Consider the following 19052-nt stretch of genomic DNA (forward strand, 5'->3'; position numbering starts at 1 on the left):
AGCAAATTAGCTGTAGTTTATACATTTACTTATTCTTCCAAAACTCTACATTCCCTGTTTCATACAAGGTTTCTCCATTTTTATTCGATGCTCGAATCGTAATCGGATCTTTCAAACTGCTCTCGGTTACGAAGTACCAGATGGTATTCTCACMATTTTTAATTAGATGCGCTGGCAAGCTTCCCTCACTGATGATAAGTATCTGAGTTATCCCAGGGTTTTCAACAACCCCATACAACAGGTGAATGTTGGATGCTTGACTCTCTGATCCTTGCCAGCTTAATTCTCGATCTACAAACATTGCACTTCTATTGATATACTCACTCATTGCATAGCCACGAATTTTCTTCTTTAGCAATACTACACACAGCTCTGACTTATTCGTCGTATAAAAGGCTAAAGTTCGCTTACTATCCGTATGGATATGCAGGAGTTCGTTAAAATCAGTATCCGTAGCCGAAATGACATATTCAATTTGATCATATAACGACTTATTTTGTTCGACTAACCATTTCATAGGAAAAAAGATAACGAATATACATATCACAATGATTGGAATCATCGTTTTATGCCTCTTCATTCAATCTCCGAACCATCAAATCCTCATCATAATACGTACCCTTATATTTCAGTGCATGATGTTCCACACCATAAACCTTAAACCCAAGAGAGACATACAACTTCTTCGCTGCTTCATTATGTGACATGACCGCTAGGTTGATTTGCTCAACGCCATCGCATTCACTAGCTATCCGAATAAGTTCAACCATTAACCTTTTCCCCAAACCTTGACCTTGCTGATTCAAAGCCACATACATCCCATAAACATTACCTTTATGCGCTGTCTTCAAACTGCTCTCTCTTACAAAAGATACGGAACCAATAAGCGTACCACGATCATCAAATGCACCAAGTACAAACGTATCCTTCTTGGGCTTAATACGATCAGCTACCATTTCCATCGTAAATTGAACTTCTCGTTCATACGTTGATCCAAATGCTTCAGGACTGTTTTGCAGCGCAGTCAATCTTAATTCTTGATACATCCTTGCATCATGTTCATCCAGAACTCGAATGTGCAATGATTTCTCCTCCATATCCAATTCTTATTCAGTGAAATGCCAGAGAACACCCGCGGGGTCAATCAGATGAATGGCTCGCTTTCCATAAGGTTGCATCTTAGGCGGAGTCGCTCGAACTTGATATTTACTGACGACCTCGGTGTTTTGGATATGCGTCCACCACGCGTCTATGTCCTGTACACACATTTCTAACATATAGTTTTGTTGTAATTCTACGTTATGATAGTTCTGTAAATGAAATTCCGTCTCGTCAACTTTGAAAATGGCACCCTGATGATTTGAAAATATTTTTTCAAATCCGAGGTCCGAATAAAACTGTACAGCAAGGGCGAAATCCTCGCCTGACGGAACAAATGGGCGTATTTTCTGAGCCTTCATCGTTTTATCTCCTTTTATCCAGAGCGTAGTATGAATTCCAACTACACTTCAGATTCGATGCCTACTCCATTACTTCCTGCATGACAAATCCATCCCCCAAAAAGTCCAGTTACAAAGAACTTCGTTATATTCGTAAAGCCGGATTCTTGCAGTAACCCTTCGATTTGCTTTTCAGGCAAGAATGAAATTTTCATAATACCTGTATTGACCATCTCGTTGACTTTGGAAGGTGCTCTCCCTACATCCAACCAAAAGCTTCCCCAAACATGTAATCTGTCCTTTAGTTCGGTACTATCGCGATCCCCATAGGCACTAACGAGTACAAATGGAGCTCCTGGTTTCAAATGCGAATGAATGGTTCTGATCAGATCCAGCTTCTCTTGCACATTATCGATGAAGTGAAGAACCAATATGCAAGTAGCCGCATCGTATACCGCGGTATCCTCGGGCAAATCGTTAATCGTTCCATGAATCAGTTTCACACGATTAGACAGGCCAAGTTGGTTTGTTTTATGTTGTGCAATCTTAAGCATTTCTTCTGAAATGTCCACTCCCGTGAAAGTCCATTCCGGGTTAGTCGGTCCCCATGCGGATAGTTCGTTTCCTCCTCCTGCGCCGATGACCAGCACCGAAGCGCCTTCTCCGCTTAATTCAGCTCGGAAATAGGATTGAACCATCCCGAATAACGCGTCATACGTAGGTATTGAGACTCGTGCGTTCGTTTCATACACTTGAGCCATTTCCGAATTCATTGTAAAATTATCCTTCAAATAAGACCATCTCCATTCTTTCTTGCCTATTTACTGTAAACTTATGTGATGCCAATTCTCCATTAGCAGTTCGCCGTTTATGCTCATGCCAGCCAACGCACCTAAGGAAGCAGCAGCAATGACTTGATACATCTCTGATGCAGCATCTCCAGCACTATATACACCTGCAACATTCGTTTTACCGAATTGATCTACGACGACCGTTCCCGCTTCCGTCATCGCACAGCCTATGGTTTGCGGCAGATCTGATCCGATCACCAGTTTCGGGGCAAAGAATATTCCCTTACAAGGAACTTGGGTTCCGTCCACTAGCTCAACGTGTTGAACCTGGCCCTCCTTCGAAATAATGGAACGAATCGGTGAATCATAGATTGGTACGTTATGTTGCTTGAGTTCCTCTTTTTCAGTATCTGACATCCCATCAGGTCCGTTCGTGCATAACGTGTACCGACTTGTCCAGCCGGAGATCATTTTCGCAAGGTGAAGCGCCTTGGCTCCATTCACGATGAGCACTAGTGGCTGATCCCGTAGTTCCCAACCATCACAATACGGACAAACAAAAGCGCTCTTGCCGTATACCTTTGTCAAACCGTCAATATCCAAGGGAACGTCTTTTTTTCCTATTGCAAAAAGCACCTTCTTACCTTGGTACCTCTCCCCCTGAGCTGTCGTGACTTGAAAATCGCCATCCTTTCCTGTTATCGACACTCCTGTATCGGACACAAAATCGACGGATGGATATGCGCGAATCTGTTCAATGGCTATTTGCCGTAACTCGCTTGGCTCAATACCATCACGTGTAAGGAAACCATGTGATTCGCGAGTAACCCTGTTACGAGGTCGCTGCTCATCAATCACTAGCACATTCTTTCTTGCCCTTCCTAGGACTAAAGCTGCATTCAGACCTGCAGGACCCCCACCGATAATCACACAATCATAGTTCATAGTCTTTTTCATATTCAACTTCCTCTCGCGCGTTTTTTATTAGAGACTTAATAGACTCTTAATATCTATAATAGATTCTAAAAAAAGGACGGATCCTATTCCGTCATATGCATGCTTACCAAATCTGCGATTTTCTTACTTGCTAGATACTGTTCCAATTGTCGTTCAGCGTCCATCACAACCTGCTGGATCTGACATCCGTTTCCATGATTAAAGCTGCATTCGAACAAAGACGCGGTACCTTCAATGGCACGAATGATATCGAGAAAGGAGATGTCCTGCTGATTCTGCTTGATGCGATAGCCACCGTTAGCTCCAGGTGAAGACTGGATCAAACCAGCTTTGACAAGCTTCGTCATCAACTTGGATAGATAAGTCTGAGAAACATTAAGCTTCTCGGCAAGCATTTGCACACCAACAGGTTTGTCAGGCCCGAAGTTTACTAAATATAACATCGCATGAAGGGCATAGTCGGTCGCCTGTGAATATTTCATAAACATGCCTCCATTAAAGACTTTATGAGTCTATAATAGCGTTAATCCAAGTGAGTTTCAAGTTTTTCTTTTTGGCAATGTGACATTTTGATGTTGATTTTTACAGGACAAATCCACATAGCTGTAAAAACGGACAATAACCCACCATAAGCGTATCTAAATGCATTGGCAAATACGGTCCACACTGTTCGGTTGCCCCTACTGATAGAACAGCTGTATCAATTCCACTGATTGAAATTTCCATTGTTGTGTTCTTATAACTAAGCATACTAACACTCCCTAAAAAGACTAGACTTCATAATATTGATAAAGGCTGCCGGATTACTCGGCAGCCGCTGACTTGATGGATAATTACGCTATAGTTCCCAGTTAGTAAATTTCGTAACAATGATCGAAATCATCTATGGTTATCTGCTTAGGCATAAATTAGTTTTTTAAAAGTGTCCTTAACAGAGGGGCCATATCATTGAATCCGCGGGTTTTATTTGTTAGTACTCCATTTACTTTTCTGCAAACTTATTTGTTTTTAACCCAATTGCCGATGTCATTGATGACTTCGGACGGGATGTTACCCTGCTTGAGGTACTCCTGAGGCGTGCTCATGGCTCCCTCGCCTTCGGTATAGAAGTGATTGAGTTTTGGGTACAGGTGATAAGTAACGTCTTTCCGATCTTTCAAGTTGTTCTTCCAGATATCAATCTGATCTGGCATGACTTGATAATCGCGCCCTCCCTGTAGGACGAGCATTTTTCCTGTCTGAGTCTTCGCCTTTTCAGCGGGCTCATAGCCGCGTAGGTCCATAAACCAATATCCGAGTGAATATTCTTTCGGAGGGTTGGCCGTGGACAAGTTAGGGTCCTTCAAGATAGCAAACTGCTTTTTATAAAAGTCCAACGATTGGGGAGGCATCTGTTTCAGATCTACGAGATAAGAAAATTGCTTTTCCAATAAGTCGAAAAAGGAGCCACCTGGCGCTGACATTAGCACAGTTCCTGCAATTTGCTTATCTTTATCTGCTTCCACAAGACGCGGCATCATGAAACCTCCTTGGCTGTGTCCGAGTACGTAAATCTGTTTAGGATCGATGCCTTCGGTGTTGCTCATTTGTTTGACGGCGGTAAGCGCATCGTCGAGCGCTTCTTCTTTCATCGTCATATACGGCAAAAGACTGAGCTGCGCCGGATATTCAAGGCTGCGTTTTTCGTAACGCAGAACGGCAATACCTTGTGAAGCCAATCCTACTGCTAGATCGCTGAACGGCTTCAGCGCGCCAAGCCACTCGTCGCGGTCATTCGGCCCCGATCCGTGTACGAGCACAACTACGGGATGCGGACCTTTTCCTGTTGGCAGCGTCAGTGTGCCAGGTAAAGCCCAGCGACCTTCACCGATCATAACTTCCTTTTCGTTATATGTTTCCGAATTCGCATAGCTCGGCAGTTTGTAACCTTCTAGCTTCATTGCTGCGGAAGAATCGAGCAAAAAGTCATCGATCTCTCCTCCATGATTAAATCTGAGGACGAACGGTATTTCGCTTTTTTCAAAAGTGAGTGTGAGCCTCACATTTTCGTGTACAATGGTTTTGTCGGACGTGAGTTTGGTTACACCTTTAAATCTTCCAAGTTGACCTGTTGCGTATCCGAAAAATTGTTTGATACTCTCCATCGTAGCAACTGACCCAAGATTGGCGCTAAAAAACTGCGTCGAACTGTTTGGCGATGAGCCCAAAGCGGAGGCAATAAAAGCTGTCGCTTTGCCGGTGAGATCCGTTTTGTCAAAGATGATGGCTTGGGCTTGGTCATCCCAACCGATTGTGGTACCGAGTGCTTCATTGAGAGCACGAAGCGGAAAATTGGTGCGTTCTTCTACGAGCTGCGCCGCCGACTGCAATGTAATCGCCTTGCCGTCGATTACGGCTTCATTGCTCCCGATTTTCAAGGATAATGCATGTCCGAGATACTTGACGCTTACAGACGAGCTGGTTTCGTCCCACAACACTTCTCCACCGAGATTTTCGACAACTGCACGTAAGGGTACGATTTGCGCTGAACGGTCAGCAGCAATTTGGACATGTGAAGCCGGAGTAACCACCAGCGTCTGATTTGACGCAGCACTTGAGATGGTCGGGAGACTGACGGTTAAGGCCAGCATAGCCGAGATCACTTTTAAGGGGATTGTAGAATTCGTTTTCAAAAGTATGTACCTCCAAAATGGGAAATTTTAACAATATTATTTAGGAATGAACATTCATAATCACCATACACCCTGTTKAAAAAAATCCAATCAATGGTAAATAAAACTCTTATTTAATGAACCCATTTCCTTTCCCATTACATATATTAAAATGAATAGCCACTTGTTCTGGGAAGTTAGAGTACTAAATTACGCCAACAATATAATTTTACGTCGGGTAGGGTCGGATAAGGCTTTACATGCATCGTTCGTGTTGTTCACCTCATTATTTTTATTTATTTAGATAATTCCCTAATAATCTAAATATATCATTGTTATTAACATTATTCAAGTTGCAAAATGACTAAAAATATGCAACTTTCTTGCTTCCTATTTTGGCAAGTACTTAGATGATCCTATATTTCTAGGGTCACAAGTTGCATAAATTCGATGGAGTTGAAACTCCTTAAAGCCAAAATTCACTAGCATTCGCATGAAACATCTAGCCAGTCAGAAGACATAAATTCCTGTAAATATATTCGATCCGCTATAAGATTGTCCATTTGCAACACTCCCCTCTCTACTGAATCTCAAACTATTCGTTTACACAATCTAACCATTCTCCCMATTATGAAGACTTGGAGTAAACCAATGTTTATTCAGAGTTAAAGTAATTTTTACAGGGTTGTCGCGGTCTAAACCGACAATATCCACTGAGCAATATCTTCTATAACGGCAGAGTCCACTGTTTGCGGGATATTATATTCTTGCCAAATATCTTTCAGTGTCCCGTATATCGCTTTCATGAATAGATGGTTCAAGCCGGGATACAGCTTAAAAGAAGCGGATGGATTGTCTTTTAACATCTCGCGGAATCGGTCAAAATCTTTTTCGACCGACACCTGCACATCTTGTTCGCCCTGCATCACGAAAGTCGGTTTTTTACTTTGATAGAAATAATCACGAACAGGATGCTGCTTCATCTCTTTAAGATACCAGCCATAAACAGAAGCAAATAACGGGGTTTGCTGCGCCATCTCTTCTGTCATGTTATCGATGGCGTCGAACTTATCCTGTAGTTCTTTGACCTGCTTTAAGGCGATTTCTTGCTGAGCTTCTTCAAGCTGCTTGATGGAGTCTTCGTTTTGATTGAGGATCACTTCTTCAAGCGTTCGAGCAGTTCCGGCTAAGAGTACAAGCCCTGCTAGATCKCCGCCTTCGGCGTCGATTCGGGGAGCAAGCATCCCGCCTTGGCTGTGTCCAATCAAAAATACGCGGTTTGCATAAACGCGGGGGTCTTTTTTTAGCATATGGATTGCCATAATAGCGTCCTCGATTATTTCTTCCTTTACGGTAAGTTTGCCGCCAAGTTCTGTTATGACTTCTTTGCCATGGGTATTCGTGCGTTTATCATAACGCAACGAGCCAATTCCTTTACTCGCAAGCCCCTCTGCCAAATCTCGAAATAATTTATTGGCACCGATGGTTTCGTCTTTGTCCAAGGGTCCTGAGCCATGAACGAATACCACTGCCGGAACTTTTTCGTTGGAGTCATCTGGCAATGTTAAAATTCCTTCGAGTGGATAGGCAGGGTTTGCCACGACCGTAACTTGTTCTATCATTTTTTAACCTCCTTTACGAATTCAGATTCCATTTGCCCTGTTATTCTCACTATATCCTTACTTTTTTACACACTTGTAAATTGTCACATTTCGGAAGTTGACTGCCCTTTACTTCAAAGGACAACGGCAGCCCAGTGTGTGCCGGCTGCCGTGATGTCGTGATTGAACCAATTAGAATTCCTTCACTACCACGAATGTAGCAGAGCCGATACGAGTTCTCGTACTGAACCACTTCGCCAACGAGCTGAGCCCCAAACTTAGTGAGTCTGGATACCATTTCGTCAATGTCCTCTACGGTGAACATGACGCGTAGATATCCGAGGGCATTTACAGGAGCAGTTCGGTGATCTGAAATAGTAGGTGGTGTGAGAAATCGCGAAAGTTCAATTCGGCTGTGACCATCTGGGGTAATCATCATAGCCATCTCTACACACTGTGAACCCAGCCCGGTTACGCGACCAGCCCATTCACCTTCGACAGTTGCTCGCCCTTCGAGCTTCAAGCCAATCTCCTCGAAGAAAGAGATTGCGTTATCAAGGGATTCTACAACGATGCCAACATTGTCCATTCTTAGTACTTTGTTATTTGCCATTGTTATATCTCCTTATGTGACAAATTTATTAAATCAATTTTAGACTGATCTATTGAACCTCTATAACAAAGAAATACATGGAACTTCCTTTCCTCCAATTTGCGGAAACCCCATATATGTACAAGCCTTTCTCTTTGGGTACCGTCAACATTTGATTCTTTAGTAGCACATTTTCAGAGGTCCTTTCATTATTTGTCCATAACTGCACACCCAACGAATTTTTCTTAGGTTTGTTTCTAAATTTGATCGTTATTTGGGATTCTGGTGAGACCACAACGGGATTAAGACCCGCATATTTAGTCAGCTCATGGGGAGCAGGCATATCTGAGCACACTCCGCTAAATAAACCAGACCAACAGTATGAACCTTGCGCGAAAGCAATTTTCTTATCGCCTGCCGTAATCGTCGGTTTAGGTGGTTCGCTTCTAAAGAGCTCAGAAATAAAATAAAACCCAATTAATACTACAGCTGCTACGAAAAAAATGGTTAATCGTTTCTTCATAAAAAGCCCTCCAAACGATCTTCCTTACTTCTCTCTCAATTGCGCTTCCGCATAGGAATAGAAGGCCATAGCATCCTCTCCACTGGAGAACCCCGCTTGCGCCAACTTATCGCTGCCGCCACCTTTGCCGTTGAAGCTTCCAAAATGAGCTTTGAAGAATGCTCCGCATGCTTGTGCATAATGGCCATTGTGTGCAAAAACGACTTTGTTCTCAGAAGAACTTATGAACAAGATTGGAAGATCAGACTTCGAAGCAATCTTACTTGCTAAACTCTGCATATCCTTCAAGGATTTATCAGTGAATTGACGTGCAATGATATCCTGACTTTCCACCAGTAACTCCTGCACCAAGTACTCATCTAGTTTCTCTTTAAGCCCAGCTAACTCAGTTTGAACAAGTTTGTGCTCATGCTCCCACTTCTCAATACGATCTATGATTTCATCTTTACCCGTATTAAATTTGCCTGACAATGCCCCAAGAATTCTCACATTCTCGTTAAATTCAGCTATCGCACGAAGTCCACAAAGGAAATACATCCGGGTGTTTCCCTTTTGCTTCTCTGTTTTCAAAAGCTTAATGATCCCGATTTCGCCAGTTGACGAAACATGCGTACCTCCGCACGCGTTATACTCTACGCCATTGATTTCAACAATCCGAATGTCCTTCGTCACCTTAGGTTGTTTGACAAGCGGAAGCTGCGCTAACCCCTCAGGTGTAACAAAATAGCTGCTAATCGAGAGATTCTCGTAAATCTTACGATTCACTTCAGTCTCAATCGCCGCTAACTTGCTTGGTTCAAGTTCCTGCGACTCCACATCAATTGTGCAGTAATCCGTCCCCAGATGAAAGCTCACGGTGTTGCCTCAAACAGATCTCGGCATACGGCCGAAAGTAAATGTTGACCACTATGTTGTTGCATATGATCGAATCTAAGCTGCCAGTCCAGCTTACAATTCACTTGAGTTCCTTCTGGCATGCTCTCTAGCTTATGTAGGATAACGTCCTCCTCCACTATCACATTCAAGACAGGAATTCCGTTGATTTCACCGGCATCACAGGGTTGTCCACCGCCATGCGGATAGAACGCTGTCTCCTCCAAGAGGACATAATGGCCATCTTCTCTTTCGATCTTCTGGCTAATCGTAGTTTGCCATTCTTTCATATACGCATCTTCATAATAGAGTTTTTTCGTCATGATGTTGGTTTTCCTTTCTGTATATCTATATCAAAGTCTAAGGATATATCTTTTCCCCATTTTCTAGCATCAAAATAAACTCCTGAATCCGCTTCACACGGGTTTCTTGCTTCTTGGCGGTATGAATCCGGAACGTAATCGCATATTTATTTTGCCGATCCAKGGTATCATAGAAGGCCTTCGCCTCGCTATTCTTCTCCAATTGCAAAGCGAAATCCTCGGGGATTGTTGCATGGCTTTGCGGTTCATAGGCTTTCTCCCACTGCCCATTCTTCTTCGCAGCCTCGATCGCCTTCATGCCGGAAGGTTTCATTCGTCCATTTGCAATTAGAATCTCTGCCTTATCTTTATTCACTTTGGACCAAATACTTCTCACACCGCGAGGCGTAAAACGTTGAAGCCAGGACTGCTCGTCCGCTTTTTCTTTCTGGCTATCAATCCACCCATAACATAACGCGCTCTCGAGTGCTTGATCGTAAGAAACCGTTTTGATTCGAGCACCTTTCTTTGCGATTTGCAATCGGATGCCAGGAGAAGTGTTATGATTTATCGCAAGCCACTGTTCAAAAGCAAGTTGATCTTCAAAATGCAGCTGTGGCAATTCGTTTTTCGTATTCAAAATTTTCGCCTCCTAAAATCTATACGCTTTCATTATACAGTCATCTCATCCTCTTCACCTAGGAATCCCAAGATTTCAAGCGCCATTCTCAAAATCCCGCGATTATTCTGGTAACCATTCAAATTGTGTTCGGCCCAGGCATCCGCCGCGCCATGCCACTTGACTCCCCGAATTTCCTCCGTTTGAGCTTTGAGATCATCGCTGAGTGCTTCGACTAAATAATAGTGTGTTTCCTTCTCCACATGTCCATGTTCCGTGTGCTCGAACTGATAATAATTAATAATCAGTGGCTGAATAATTTTGCCATCAATATTCGTTTCCTCTTTGATTTCCCGAAGCGCCGCTTGCTCAATCGTCTCCCCAGCCTCCATGCGACCTTTCGCGAAAGCCAGTTTCCGATAGCGATCCTCGATGAGTAAAATGTGAAAATCATTGCCAATTTGTCGGTAAACGACACCGCCTGCAGAGATTTCTTTTTTCATAAGCTCAATACCTCCAATCAAACGAAGCTCACCCTTTCTATTTTACAAATAGTACCAACAAAAAAGCAACCAAAGCGAATGCTTCAGTTGCTCGAATGTGATTATTTCTTTTCTTGCAGCCATAAAATGCTCGTAACACCGCGCGGGTAGTACTTGCTGCCTGTAATCTCACCGGAAATGATTTGATCACTCCAGCTCCAAATGGACAAGGTTGGGTGGGTCAACCATGCAACATGGGCTGCATCCGCTGCAGCTCCCGATTCATCCCATGTTAGATCTAAGATTTCACGTGCGACGAATTGACACAAATAAATTTTGCTTAACCAGGAGTTATTACTTGTCGAAGAAAGCTTCCATCCACCATCCGTGAACAGGCAAGTACCTTCAACAAGGACAACATCCAGATGCTTTTTCAACGCTTCGATATAAAAGCCGTAACGCCCCTTCACGTCAAGCACAGACTTATTGCCTGTGAAGTAAGGAAATACCAGACCTTCGATCGCTGGAATGATTTTGGAATCATTGCCTTCACCGACTACGGCTGGTATGTATCCTTCTGCAGTGACGAATGACGTTACTGTTTGTGCACATTTCAGAGCCTGTTCACTTGCGATAAGAGCTAGATCTTCTCTACCATTTTGAGCAAAAATAGTTTCCATCGCCACGTAAGCCGCCCAACATTTGCCCGCCATATAAATATTGTTACGGGATTGTCCCAGCGAGACATCTAAACTGTCATACGTCGTGATTTCTGCTCCGCCCATCGTGCGCGTGCTGTCTAACGACATGATCCCATTGCGAAGTTCTGGATTTGGATGATCGCGATGGAGCATACTCGTTAAACATTTTTCAAAAATGGTAAGATTCGTTTGCAGCCATGCTTGATCATCGGTATGCGCCACGTAGGTTGCTCCGCATAAGGTCCAATTCACCAACTGCTCATGTGTCATATGAGAAAAACAGTCATCCAAACCATAAAGCTCATAAGCCGAGTAACCTGGGCGTGAAAGTGTATTCGCAACTCCCATATCATGTGTAAATGAAATTCCACCCGGGTATTCCGAAGGATCGCCTGGGAAACTAACCATGTCTTCATAACTATACCGTTTCACGAACATATCCAGCTCATTACGTACCRTCCAAGGATTCACGGCTAACTCATAAAACAACTGATCAACGGTCAAATCGAACGTGTTCATCATCCGGTATTCGCCTTCGTTGACGATCCAGAATGGCTCATCATCCATATCGAGAAGCTGTGTATTTCCGTTATAACTACGAATCGCATGCGCAAGCATGAACTTCTGATCATCCGATAAGCGTGAATTAGCGATGTTAGCGTCTGAGCTTTGAGCTAATGCCATTAGCTTATCGAAATTGCCCAAAGCGTAATCAGCAACAGCTTCAATATTGCGGAATAAACGAGCGTACGTATAGGATGCATCACGCCCCGCTGTAACAATGCCTCCGCGATGGAAGCAAATTGCGAATTCATACGTGCGTTTCTCACCCGCAGGGGTGTCAGCGAATAAAGCACCAACGGTACCGAGTCCGAAGGTCAAGTTCTCTACAATTTTCATACTCAAAATATCTTCGATACTAAAATAGAGACCTGAACGCACTTCAGGATCTTTGGATACAATTGCTGTAATCCGGCCTTGACCTATTCCCGCGGCACCCTCCATCGTATCATCCAACCTGCGCATCGCACTGTATGGATCCGTTCCCTGATACCCGAAGAAAACTCTTCTAGATGAGGTTCCGTGGGTATTGTCCACGGTAATCTTCGCAAGAACAGCTGGGACGAGCGCTAAACGCAACTCCTCATCACTTGCTGTTACCGGATCTGGTACAGACTGAACGGGAGAAATCAGACTGAATGCCAAATCGCCAGCTCTCCACGTATCTGTGCTGACTTTGAATTCGCGTTGAATCTCATCCTGTACAAAAGGGAAAACGGTTTTCTTCTTATTCTGCTTTGGATCCGGATTTTCAATATCATAGCGAAGGCTTTCGTCTTCACTCACGTACTCGAAGAACGGTAAAGCATCATAAGTGCCGCCTTGCGTAGTTTCTAGCCCAATATATATATTTTGCTTTGGCGGACGCGCTTGTTCGAGATCGAAGCCTCCGCTTTTGCCTGGAAATCCAAGAGTAAAGCTTGCAAATGCGCCAATTGGTGAATGGTGTGCATTGAAAAATTGATTCTTCATATCAGGATGATGCTCCTCTCAGTCATTTGCCCTTATTATACAATGACCCCAACCCTGAACCCATGGGCAATACGCTCTTTCATTTKGACAAAAGAAACATTTGATTCCATCCTATTTAAGTGAGATAGTTATCGTATCCAATACTTAATAACCTTTTCCAAAGKAGTCTTTTTATGAAAGTCTTTCAACAAGAATCGTTACCAACTGGTCTCGAAAATGTCGTTCATGGGAGTATGCTGCCTGATGTGCAGGCATCTTTCCAAATTTTTGCCGCCCATCTTCGCAAGGTTAACGCGCAGTGGTCATTCCCAGAGCATCAACATCCGATGTTTGAGCTGAATCTTGTCATTGATGGCTCCCAGCGTATGCGCGTTGGCGACAAGCATTTTGTACAAAGGCAAGGCGATTTGGTTTGGATCCTTCCGAATGAAGTGCATGCAAGCTTGGGTGCGGTCGATGGCAATATGATGGAGTACGTGTGTGTACATTTAGAGGTAACGGATCCTTGGTTTCGTCACCAATTAAATCAAATTGGGCAAATTGTTCACCCCTCTGGCAGCAAAATGGAGAGCTTACTCCGTCCCATTCTTATGGATCTCGCACAAATAGCCAGAGAAAATACCTCTAGTGGACTGAGTCTGAAGCTGCAAACGATGCATGCTTCCTTTCGTATTTTCACCGTGTTAAGCGAGGTCTTACTCGATGAGGCTGTGGTTTCTAGTCAGCAAACCGGCGATTCTGGCTTAGCTGCACAGCTAGCTGCATTCATTGAGCATCAAGCCTCTACGACAATGAAAGGGCAGGAACCTTTCAGAATAACGCTTATTGCGAAGCAGCTCGGGTATAGTCCCGCACATTGCAATCGGGTTTTTCACAAAGCTTATGGGGTCTCCCCACGGCATTATTTGAGCACAATCAAGCTGCGTCAAGCCAAGCTCCTGCTAATGGACCCTACTCATTCAATCGAGCATATCGCCGAACAATTGGGATACAAGGATTTGTCGCAATTCAGCAAACAATTCAAACGATGGACGAATTTATCTCCCACGGCCTACAGACATCTTTCTTGGTGAGAATACGTTATTGTTGGGAAGTGAATTTTCAGCTATTTTAAATTGAGTTTCACACTTATTTTCTTTGCTTCTTCTGTCACTAGTTGAATCGAGTAGCTTCCACTCACTCCATTAAACTCGATGAGTCCACTACTGGATGGAGAGATTACTTTCTCCCATTGAACGAGATTCTTATTCACTACTTGCAGGGTTACATTCCCGGATTCGACCGTTGATTCATAAGGAATACTGACTTTTCCAGCGGTTTTAATCGTATACTCATGAACCTTATACGTACCTTTCAAAGTCCCGATCGTAAGATTAACGTTACCATTCACATTTGATTTACTAGTAAAAGTCGACACATTATGGCTAACTACCATATCTCCACCGAAAGCCATAATAAGCTTAACCGCAATCACAGCGATGATGAAGAAAGCAAAACTAATAATGATCCATTTTATTTTTTTGTTGCTCACTTTGTTGACCCCTTTAGCTTTTAAAATACTTTTGGATATTTTTTTTATTTTCAAGAATGTGCTGATTTTAGTATTGCTAGTAATAGTATCTGCTACCTCATCTACTTTGCTTTGTTTCGATTTGTAACTTGTAAAAATATCAATACCCATATCAAATGTCTTACGCATCACTTCATCTTGAGAAACTTCTTTTCTACTTTTCATTTCAACAATAATTGCATCAAAATCCAACTCCGTTGGGTTAGCTGCCACAGTAGAGCAATAGGTATCAAAGCTAAAAGAGGCTGCGATAATTACATCAACCAAGTATAGGTCACCTGTTTGATTAAGTAAGTTTTCAACTATTAGATAATAATGGCGATAAATTCCCCATGATTCTTTTGCATACTGAGATTCAGCTATGATTAAATCTCTTAAAAGTTCACCAGGTATATGATTGAAATCAATTGACTCTATGTATTTAAGTAGCTCTCTTCTAAAATGAATATTCTCATCAACTAATTCATTAGCATGCTTACCATTCCACTTGAAATAAATGAGCTCATTTCGATTTGAGTTATATGTTTCTATAAATTCATTCGGATTCATGATTTCGATCCTTTGCTTAGATTTATGGGAAATCTTCCTTCATTTAATCGATACATTACTGTCCATTTTTGTTTGTAACGGAACCAGGAGACGTTATTTACAGCAAAACCAGCTAGAATGGTATCGAAAGGGAACGTCAGTACGCTATTTACTCGAAAACTGCTAAAAATCCACGAAAATGGACAAATAGCGCATTCACGTTCCGTTAGCTKCCAATACTAGCATTTTACATAGAAATAGCGTACCTACGTTCCCTTACTACTCAAATTAGGCATCCCCATGTTTGTTCGATCGCAACTTTTATTTATCGTTAAGACTAAGTCGTCTATCGGTCCGATGATTTTCTGCACCTCCGGCAGTTGATAAAACGTACTCGTTTTGTCAATATCGTTCATCTCATCGTTAGCAGAATACATAAAAATAGCCTTCCCTGCTCCGAGAGCTAGTCCTAACTCAACATGGCTTCCCTTACCCGCTGGCAACATGATGATGAAGAGATCTGCACGCAATACGGCTTCTTTCTCTTTCGCACCAATCGCCGCGAGCTCTTGAAGTGAATCGATACCTGTATGCATCGTCCAATCGTATGTTTGAAGATATCCCATAGACTTCAACTGCTTCGCAACATATCGGACATTGTCGATGTTTTTGAAACTGGATGCAAGATAGAATTTCAATTGGATCCCCTCTCTTCTCTTCTCCCTACTTACTTTTGCTCAGCTAAAATTTTCAACTGCTCATTCCGATAGTTCAAAAATCGTGTCATATATCTCCTCAACACAACCCTCTCAACGATCCATCCGACCCAGCCCAGCGGGGCCTCAAAAGTTAATGTATCTTTCATCAAAGTTTTATTACCTAAATCGATAAATTCGTGCTCATGCCTCATACTTTTAAACGTACCCTGCAACATCTCATCAACAAAGCGGTAAGGCCGAGCATAATTCGATATGAGTGACTTGTGTTTTTGCCTAATGAAGAAATGTCTCGCCTCAAAAGTAACTGTATCCCCTCCACTAATCATGCCTGTTGTCGTTCCAGCTATCGCTCGTTCCTTGGTATGTGGCCAAACAGTCCGCGTATGTATATCAATATTCGTTGCCATGTCAAAGCAAACATCAATAGATGCTTTTATTTCGATTTCTGTGAAAATCTTAATCACGGGATGCACCTCAATATTCTTTCTGTATCAATTTAGATTTTCAGCTACATAATACGATCCTTGCCGATCCATATGATATATAATACCATCACATACAATTAGTAGGTTGGATTTATTGGATTTTATCCATTGTTGCGGAACGTAGTTCCCCTTCGCAGTACAGGTGACCCACACTGAAGCGTTAATACAAAAAACAGCCTCCCAAGGGAGACTGCCACAATCCACGATTATCACGTAACTTAACTTAATTACTTATAAATTCCTGTACCCACTCACCGTTGTAATAACCCACGCCAATTTGGGTATAGTTCGGACTCAAAATATTCGCTCTATGACCTGAACTATTCATCCATGCTGTCATGACAGCATCAGGCGTTTGTTGACCTTTGGCGATGTTTTCACCCGCGTAGGAATAAGAGATGCCATAGGAGCTCATCATATCAAAAGGTGACCCGTAAGTTGGCGATGTATGATCGAAATAGCCGTTATTGTACATGTCTTTCGCTTTATCCAGTGCCATCGCGGTAAGTGCGCTATTGCTGGTCAAAGGCTTCAATCCAGCCTTCGTTCTCTCCTGGTTGACTAAGGTAACCACTTGGCTAGCGAAAGTGGATTGCGTAGGTGCTGGCGTAACCTGTGGTTTAGTCGCAACAGTTGTACCCGTGCTTCCTGGGATGTTGAGCTTCATGCCCGACCAAATCACGTTCGGGTTGGATACTTGCGGATTCGCCTTGATCAGCGAAGTAAGGCTGACGCCATATTTTTTCGAGATTAACCACATGGTATCGTTGCCTGCTACCGTGTGCGTTCCCGTAGCAGCAAATGCTGAGTTCGCCCCCATCAAGACGGTCAAACCTAGTGCTCCTGTAACTACAAGCTTCTTGTAACGTTTCACTATAAACCTCTCCTTTTCGCGGCCTGCGAGGTTAGCTGTCGGATTCGGATCAAAGAGTAATCACCCGGCCGCGCATAACGCGACTTCACCCCAAAGATTGGTTCCCCCGTGCTTCAAAAAAGCTTCGGCCTTCTAAGTTTTGATCCAGCATGGATCTCAACGATTGTAACATGGGAATTCAGTGAGATCATGACTCAAAATTTACCATCAACAACACGATCTGGATATATCCTCCTTTATTCATACAACTTTTCTCACCATCCCGCGTCTAATCAGTAGCAATACTAACTTAGAAAAGGGTGATGGTTTTGAAGAAATTTGCTATAAAATGCTCGATTGTCATTCTCGGATTGATGAGCGGATTGTTACCGTTACTTCCCATGCAAGCTTCAGCAAGCGTATCTGTGAAGGCATCTCTGCCCTATTTTCCAATTCAAATCAATGGTCAAGACATGGATATTACCCATAGCCAATACCCGTTTCTGGTGTATAAAGACATCACTTACCTACCCATGACATGGAACAATTTCCAAACGCTCGGCATTGAATACAACTGGAGTGAATCCGATGGATTGCAGATTTGGTCAAATCGGAATTTCCCTCCACCCATTCATCAAAACCCGCTTGAACAGGATCTGACAACCAAAAGTAATGCAAGCAGTTACTCTGTCCAAATTTCCGATGTGCCAATTACGATGAATCAAGTAGAAATCAATAATCAAACAGAGCCCTACCCTTTTCTAACGTATCAAGATGTGATTTATATGCCTTTGACTTGGCGATTCGTCCATGATCTTCTTCAGATTGACATCCAATGGGGTGATGATGCAGGACTTTCGCTAGTCGGTGGGCAAAATGCTATCTATTCCATCATCGGTGACGATGATAGTTCACTATATTTCTACTCCCTGCTTTCCGCGGACCCTGCAAAATCCATGCTTAAGATGGATAAAAACAACTATCAAATCGAATGGAAAAACAATGAAGAACAAGATCAATTCTTCAAAGGACTTTCTAGTTCTCCCCATCCATTAGCTGGTAAACCAATAKAGTTAGTGCGTAAAGATCGCGATTTGTACTACGGTAATGTAAAAGTATACACACTTACAGACTCCGATGTATGGGAATCGGCAGCCTGGGGAGCACCTGTCCATACGTACGCGGCATTTCCTGCTGGCGATCAACGGGTAATCATATCCGTTAATCTGACCTTGCCGATTGCCGCTATTGGTCCAAATTATGGCACGACCTATACATTTCTTATTCAAAATGGGAACGTGACCCGACTCGAAGATTTCAATCAAAAGCTAGACCGCGTCATCCCGAATCCAGATGGTACCGTGTGGATTGCTTCTGCTAAATTACCTAGTCGAAGTGGCTATATTTCGGGTAGTGCCCGCGTTGGCTTGCTAGACCAAGTAGGAACGCTTCACATGGTAAATGAAAAGCTTCATGAATTGGATGTCAATGCATTAGGTATAACTAATCTTTCATTGACCAATCCTGCATCTACCGATGGAAGCCTCTATATCGTATTGAATGGCATCTCGAATAAGGATTATGCTGTGCAAGATACAGCTGGACTGTACAAACTGAATACGAAATTAGAAACAAAACGGTTATCCGACTATGTCTTTGGCGACTATTATTTGGATAAGAACAGAAACATTTTCATTAAACATCGCAACAATACGATAGAGAATCTGACTACGGGTGAGATGGGAACATGGTTTGATTATGAATTAGCTAAAATGAAATGAAAATACGCGTGTTAGTAAAAAGCAAGAGGCTAGTGGATATATCCATTAGCCT

At 42.9% G+C, this 19052-nt stretch carries 18 protein-coding genes, 2 pseudogenes and 1 riboswitch; of the genes and pseudogenes, 2 read left to right on the forward strand and 18 right to left on the reverse strand.

All coding sequences use genetic code 11. From position 1 onward, the window contains the following. Window positions 1–25 precede the first annotated feature (25 nt). From AC1DLM_RS26250 to AC1DLM_RS26315, 14 genes and pseudogenes are all read right to left on the reverse strand, one after another. On the reverse strand, window positions 26–562 hold the full coding sequence (locus AC1DLM_RS26250) for a hypothetical protein (protein WP_477571622.1): 537 nt from the start codon (window positions 560–562) through the stop codon (window positions 26–28). Window positions 563–566: 4 nt separating this feature from the next. After that, window positions 567–1082 (reverse strand): N-acetyltransferase family protein, encoded by a 516-nt coding sequence (locus tag AC1DLM_RS26255; protein WP_477571623.1) that lies wholly within the window; start codon window positions 1080–1082, stop codon window positions 567–569. Window positions 1083–1106: 24 nt separating this feature from the next. Next, window positions 1107–1460 carry a VOC family protein gene (locus AC1DLM_RS26260; RefSeq protein ID WP_441992200.1) on the reverse strand — a complete coding sequence of 118 codons (354 nt, stop codon included), beginning with the start codon at window positions 1458–1460 and terminating at the stop codon, window positions 1107–1109. A 41-nt stretch (window positions 1461–1501) separates the two neighbouring features. Next, window positions 1502–2230 carry a class I SAM-dependent methyltransferase gene (locus tag AC1DLM_RS26265; RefSeq protein ID WP_477571624.1) on the reverse strand — a complete coding sequence of 243 codons (729 nt, stop codon included), beginning with the start codon at window positions 2228–2230 and terminating at the stop codon, window positions 1502–1504. 30 nt (window positions 2231–2260) lie between these two features. After that, window positions 2261–3187 carry an NAD(P)/FAD-dependent oxidoreductase gene (locus AC1DLM_RS26270; protein ID WP_477571625.1) on the reverse strand — a complete coding sequence of 309 codons (927 nt, stop codon included), beginning with the start codon at window positions 3185–3187 and terminating at the stop codon, window positions 2261–2263. Window positions 3188–3270: 83 nt separating this feature from the next. Continuing rightward, window positions 3271–3669, reverse strand: coding sequence for an RrF2 family transcriptional regulator (locus AC1DLM_RS26275; protein WP_441992203.1), 399 nt, complete (start codon window positions 3667–3669; stop codon window positions 3271–3273). Between the two features lie 516 nt (window positions 3670–4185). After that, complete coding sequence (locus AC1DLM_RS26280; protein WP_477571626.1) at window positions 4186–5859, reverse strand: alpha/beta hydrolase family protein; 1674 nt, start codon at window positions 5857–5859, stop codon at window positions 4186–4188. 674 nt (window positions 5860–6533) lie between these two features. Next, entirely contained in the window at window positions 6534–7460 is a 927-nt protein-coding gene (locus AC1DLM_RS26285) for an alpha/beta hydrolase family protein (RefSeq protein WP_477571627.1), read from the reverse strand. Between the two features lie 166 nt (window positions 7461–7626). Then, window positions 7627–8052, reverse strand: a pseudogene (locus AC1DLM_RS26290) (VOC family protein); the annotation flags it as partial. A 49-nt stretch (window positions 8053–8101) separates the two neighbouring features. Continuing rightward, window positions 8102–8554, reverse strand: coding sequence for a hypothetical protein (locus AC1DLM_RS26295; protein ID WP_477571628.1), 453 nt, complete (start codon window positions 8552–8554; stop codon window positions 8102–8104). Window positions 8555–8578: 24 nt separating this feature from the next. Next, a pseudogene (locus tag AC1DLM_RS26300) lies at window positions 8579–9750 on the reverse strand (alanyl-tRNA editing protein). A gap of 37 nt (window positions 9751–9787) precedes the next feature. Next, entirely contained in the window at window positions 9788–10369 is a 582-nt protein-coding gene (locus AC1DLM_RS26305; protein WP_477571629.1) for a YdeI/OmpD-associated family protein, read from the reverse strand. Between the two features lie 32 nt (window positions 10370–10401). Next, complete coding sequence (locus tag AC1DLM_RS26310; RefSeq protein WP_441992209.1) at window positions 10402–10851, reverse strand: NUDIX hydrolase; 450 nt, start codon at window positions 10849–10851, stop codon at window positions 10402–10404. Window positions 10852–10952: 101 nt separating this feature from the next. Then, the gene (locus AC1DLM_RS26315) at window positions 10953–13064 is read right to left on the reverse strand and encodes a glycoside hydrolase family 52 protein (RefSeq protein ID WP_477571630.1); all 2112 of its coding nucleotides are present in this window, start codon (window positions 13062–13064) and stop codon (window positions 10953–10955) included. A gap of 173 nt (window positions 13065–13237) precedes the next feature. Here AC1DLM_RS26315 and AC1DLM_RS26320 point away from each other — a divergent pair, with 173 nt between their 5' ends. Then, the gene (locus AC1DLM_RS26320) at window positions 13238–14137 is read left to right on the forward strand and encodes a helix-turn-helix transcriptional regulator (protein WP_441992211.1); all 900 of its coding nucleotides are present in this window, start codon (window positions 13238–13240) and stop codon (window positions 14135–14137) included. A gap of 32 nt (window positions 14138–14169) precedes the next feature. Here the strand turns inward: AC1DLM_RS26320 and AC1DLM_RS26325 are convergent, their stop codons facing one another. From AC1DLM_RS26325 to AC1DLM_RS26340, 4 genes are all read right to left on the reverse strand, one after another. After that, complete coding sequence (locus AC1DLM_RS26325) at window positions 14170–15183, reverse strand: hypothetical protein (RefSeq protein ID WP_441992212.1); 1014 nt, start codon at window positions 15181–15183, stop codon at window positions 14170–14172. A 245-nt stretch (window positions 15184–15428) separates the two neighbouring features. Next, window positions 15429–15860 carry a group-specific protein gene (locus AC1DLM_RS26330; protein WP_441992213.1) on the reverse strand — a complete coding sequence of 144 codons (432 nt, stop codon included), beginning with the start codon at window positions 15858–15860 and terminating at the stop codon, window positions 15429–15431. A 29-nt stretch (window positions 15861–15889) separates the two neighbouring features. Beyond that, window positions 15890–16345, reverse strand: a complete 456-nt coding sequence (locus AC1DLM_RS26335; protein ID WP_441992214.1) for an SRPBCC family protein — start codon at window positions 16343–16345, stop codon at window positions 15890–15892. Window positions 16346–16589: 244 nt separating this feature from the next. Then, window positions 16590–17240, reverse strand: a complete 651-nt coding sequence (locus tag AC1DLM_RS26340; protein ID WP_441992215.1) for a CAP domain-containing protein — start codon at window positions 17238–17240, stop codon at window positions 16590–16592. A gap of 5 nt (window positions 17241–17245) precedes the next feature. Beyond that, a riboswitch (cyclic di-AMP (ydaO/yuaA leader) is annotated at window positions 17246–17380 on the reverse strand. A gap of 168 nt (window positions 17381–17548) precedes the next feature. On the opposite strand from AC1DLM_RS26340, the gene AC1DLM_RS26345 reads away from it, so the two are divergent. After that, on the forward strand, window positions 17549–19000 hold the full coding sequence (locus AC1DLM_RS26345) for a hypothetical protein (protein WP_477571631.1): 1452 nt from the start codon (window positions 17549–17551) through the stop codon (window positions 18998–19000). Window positions 19001–19052 lie beyond the last annotated feature (52 nt).

The organism is Paenibacillus sp. 01T442 (assembly GCF_056398345.1).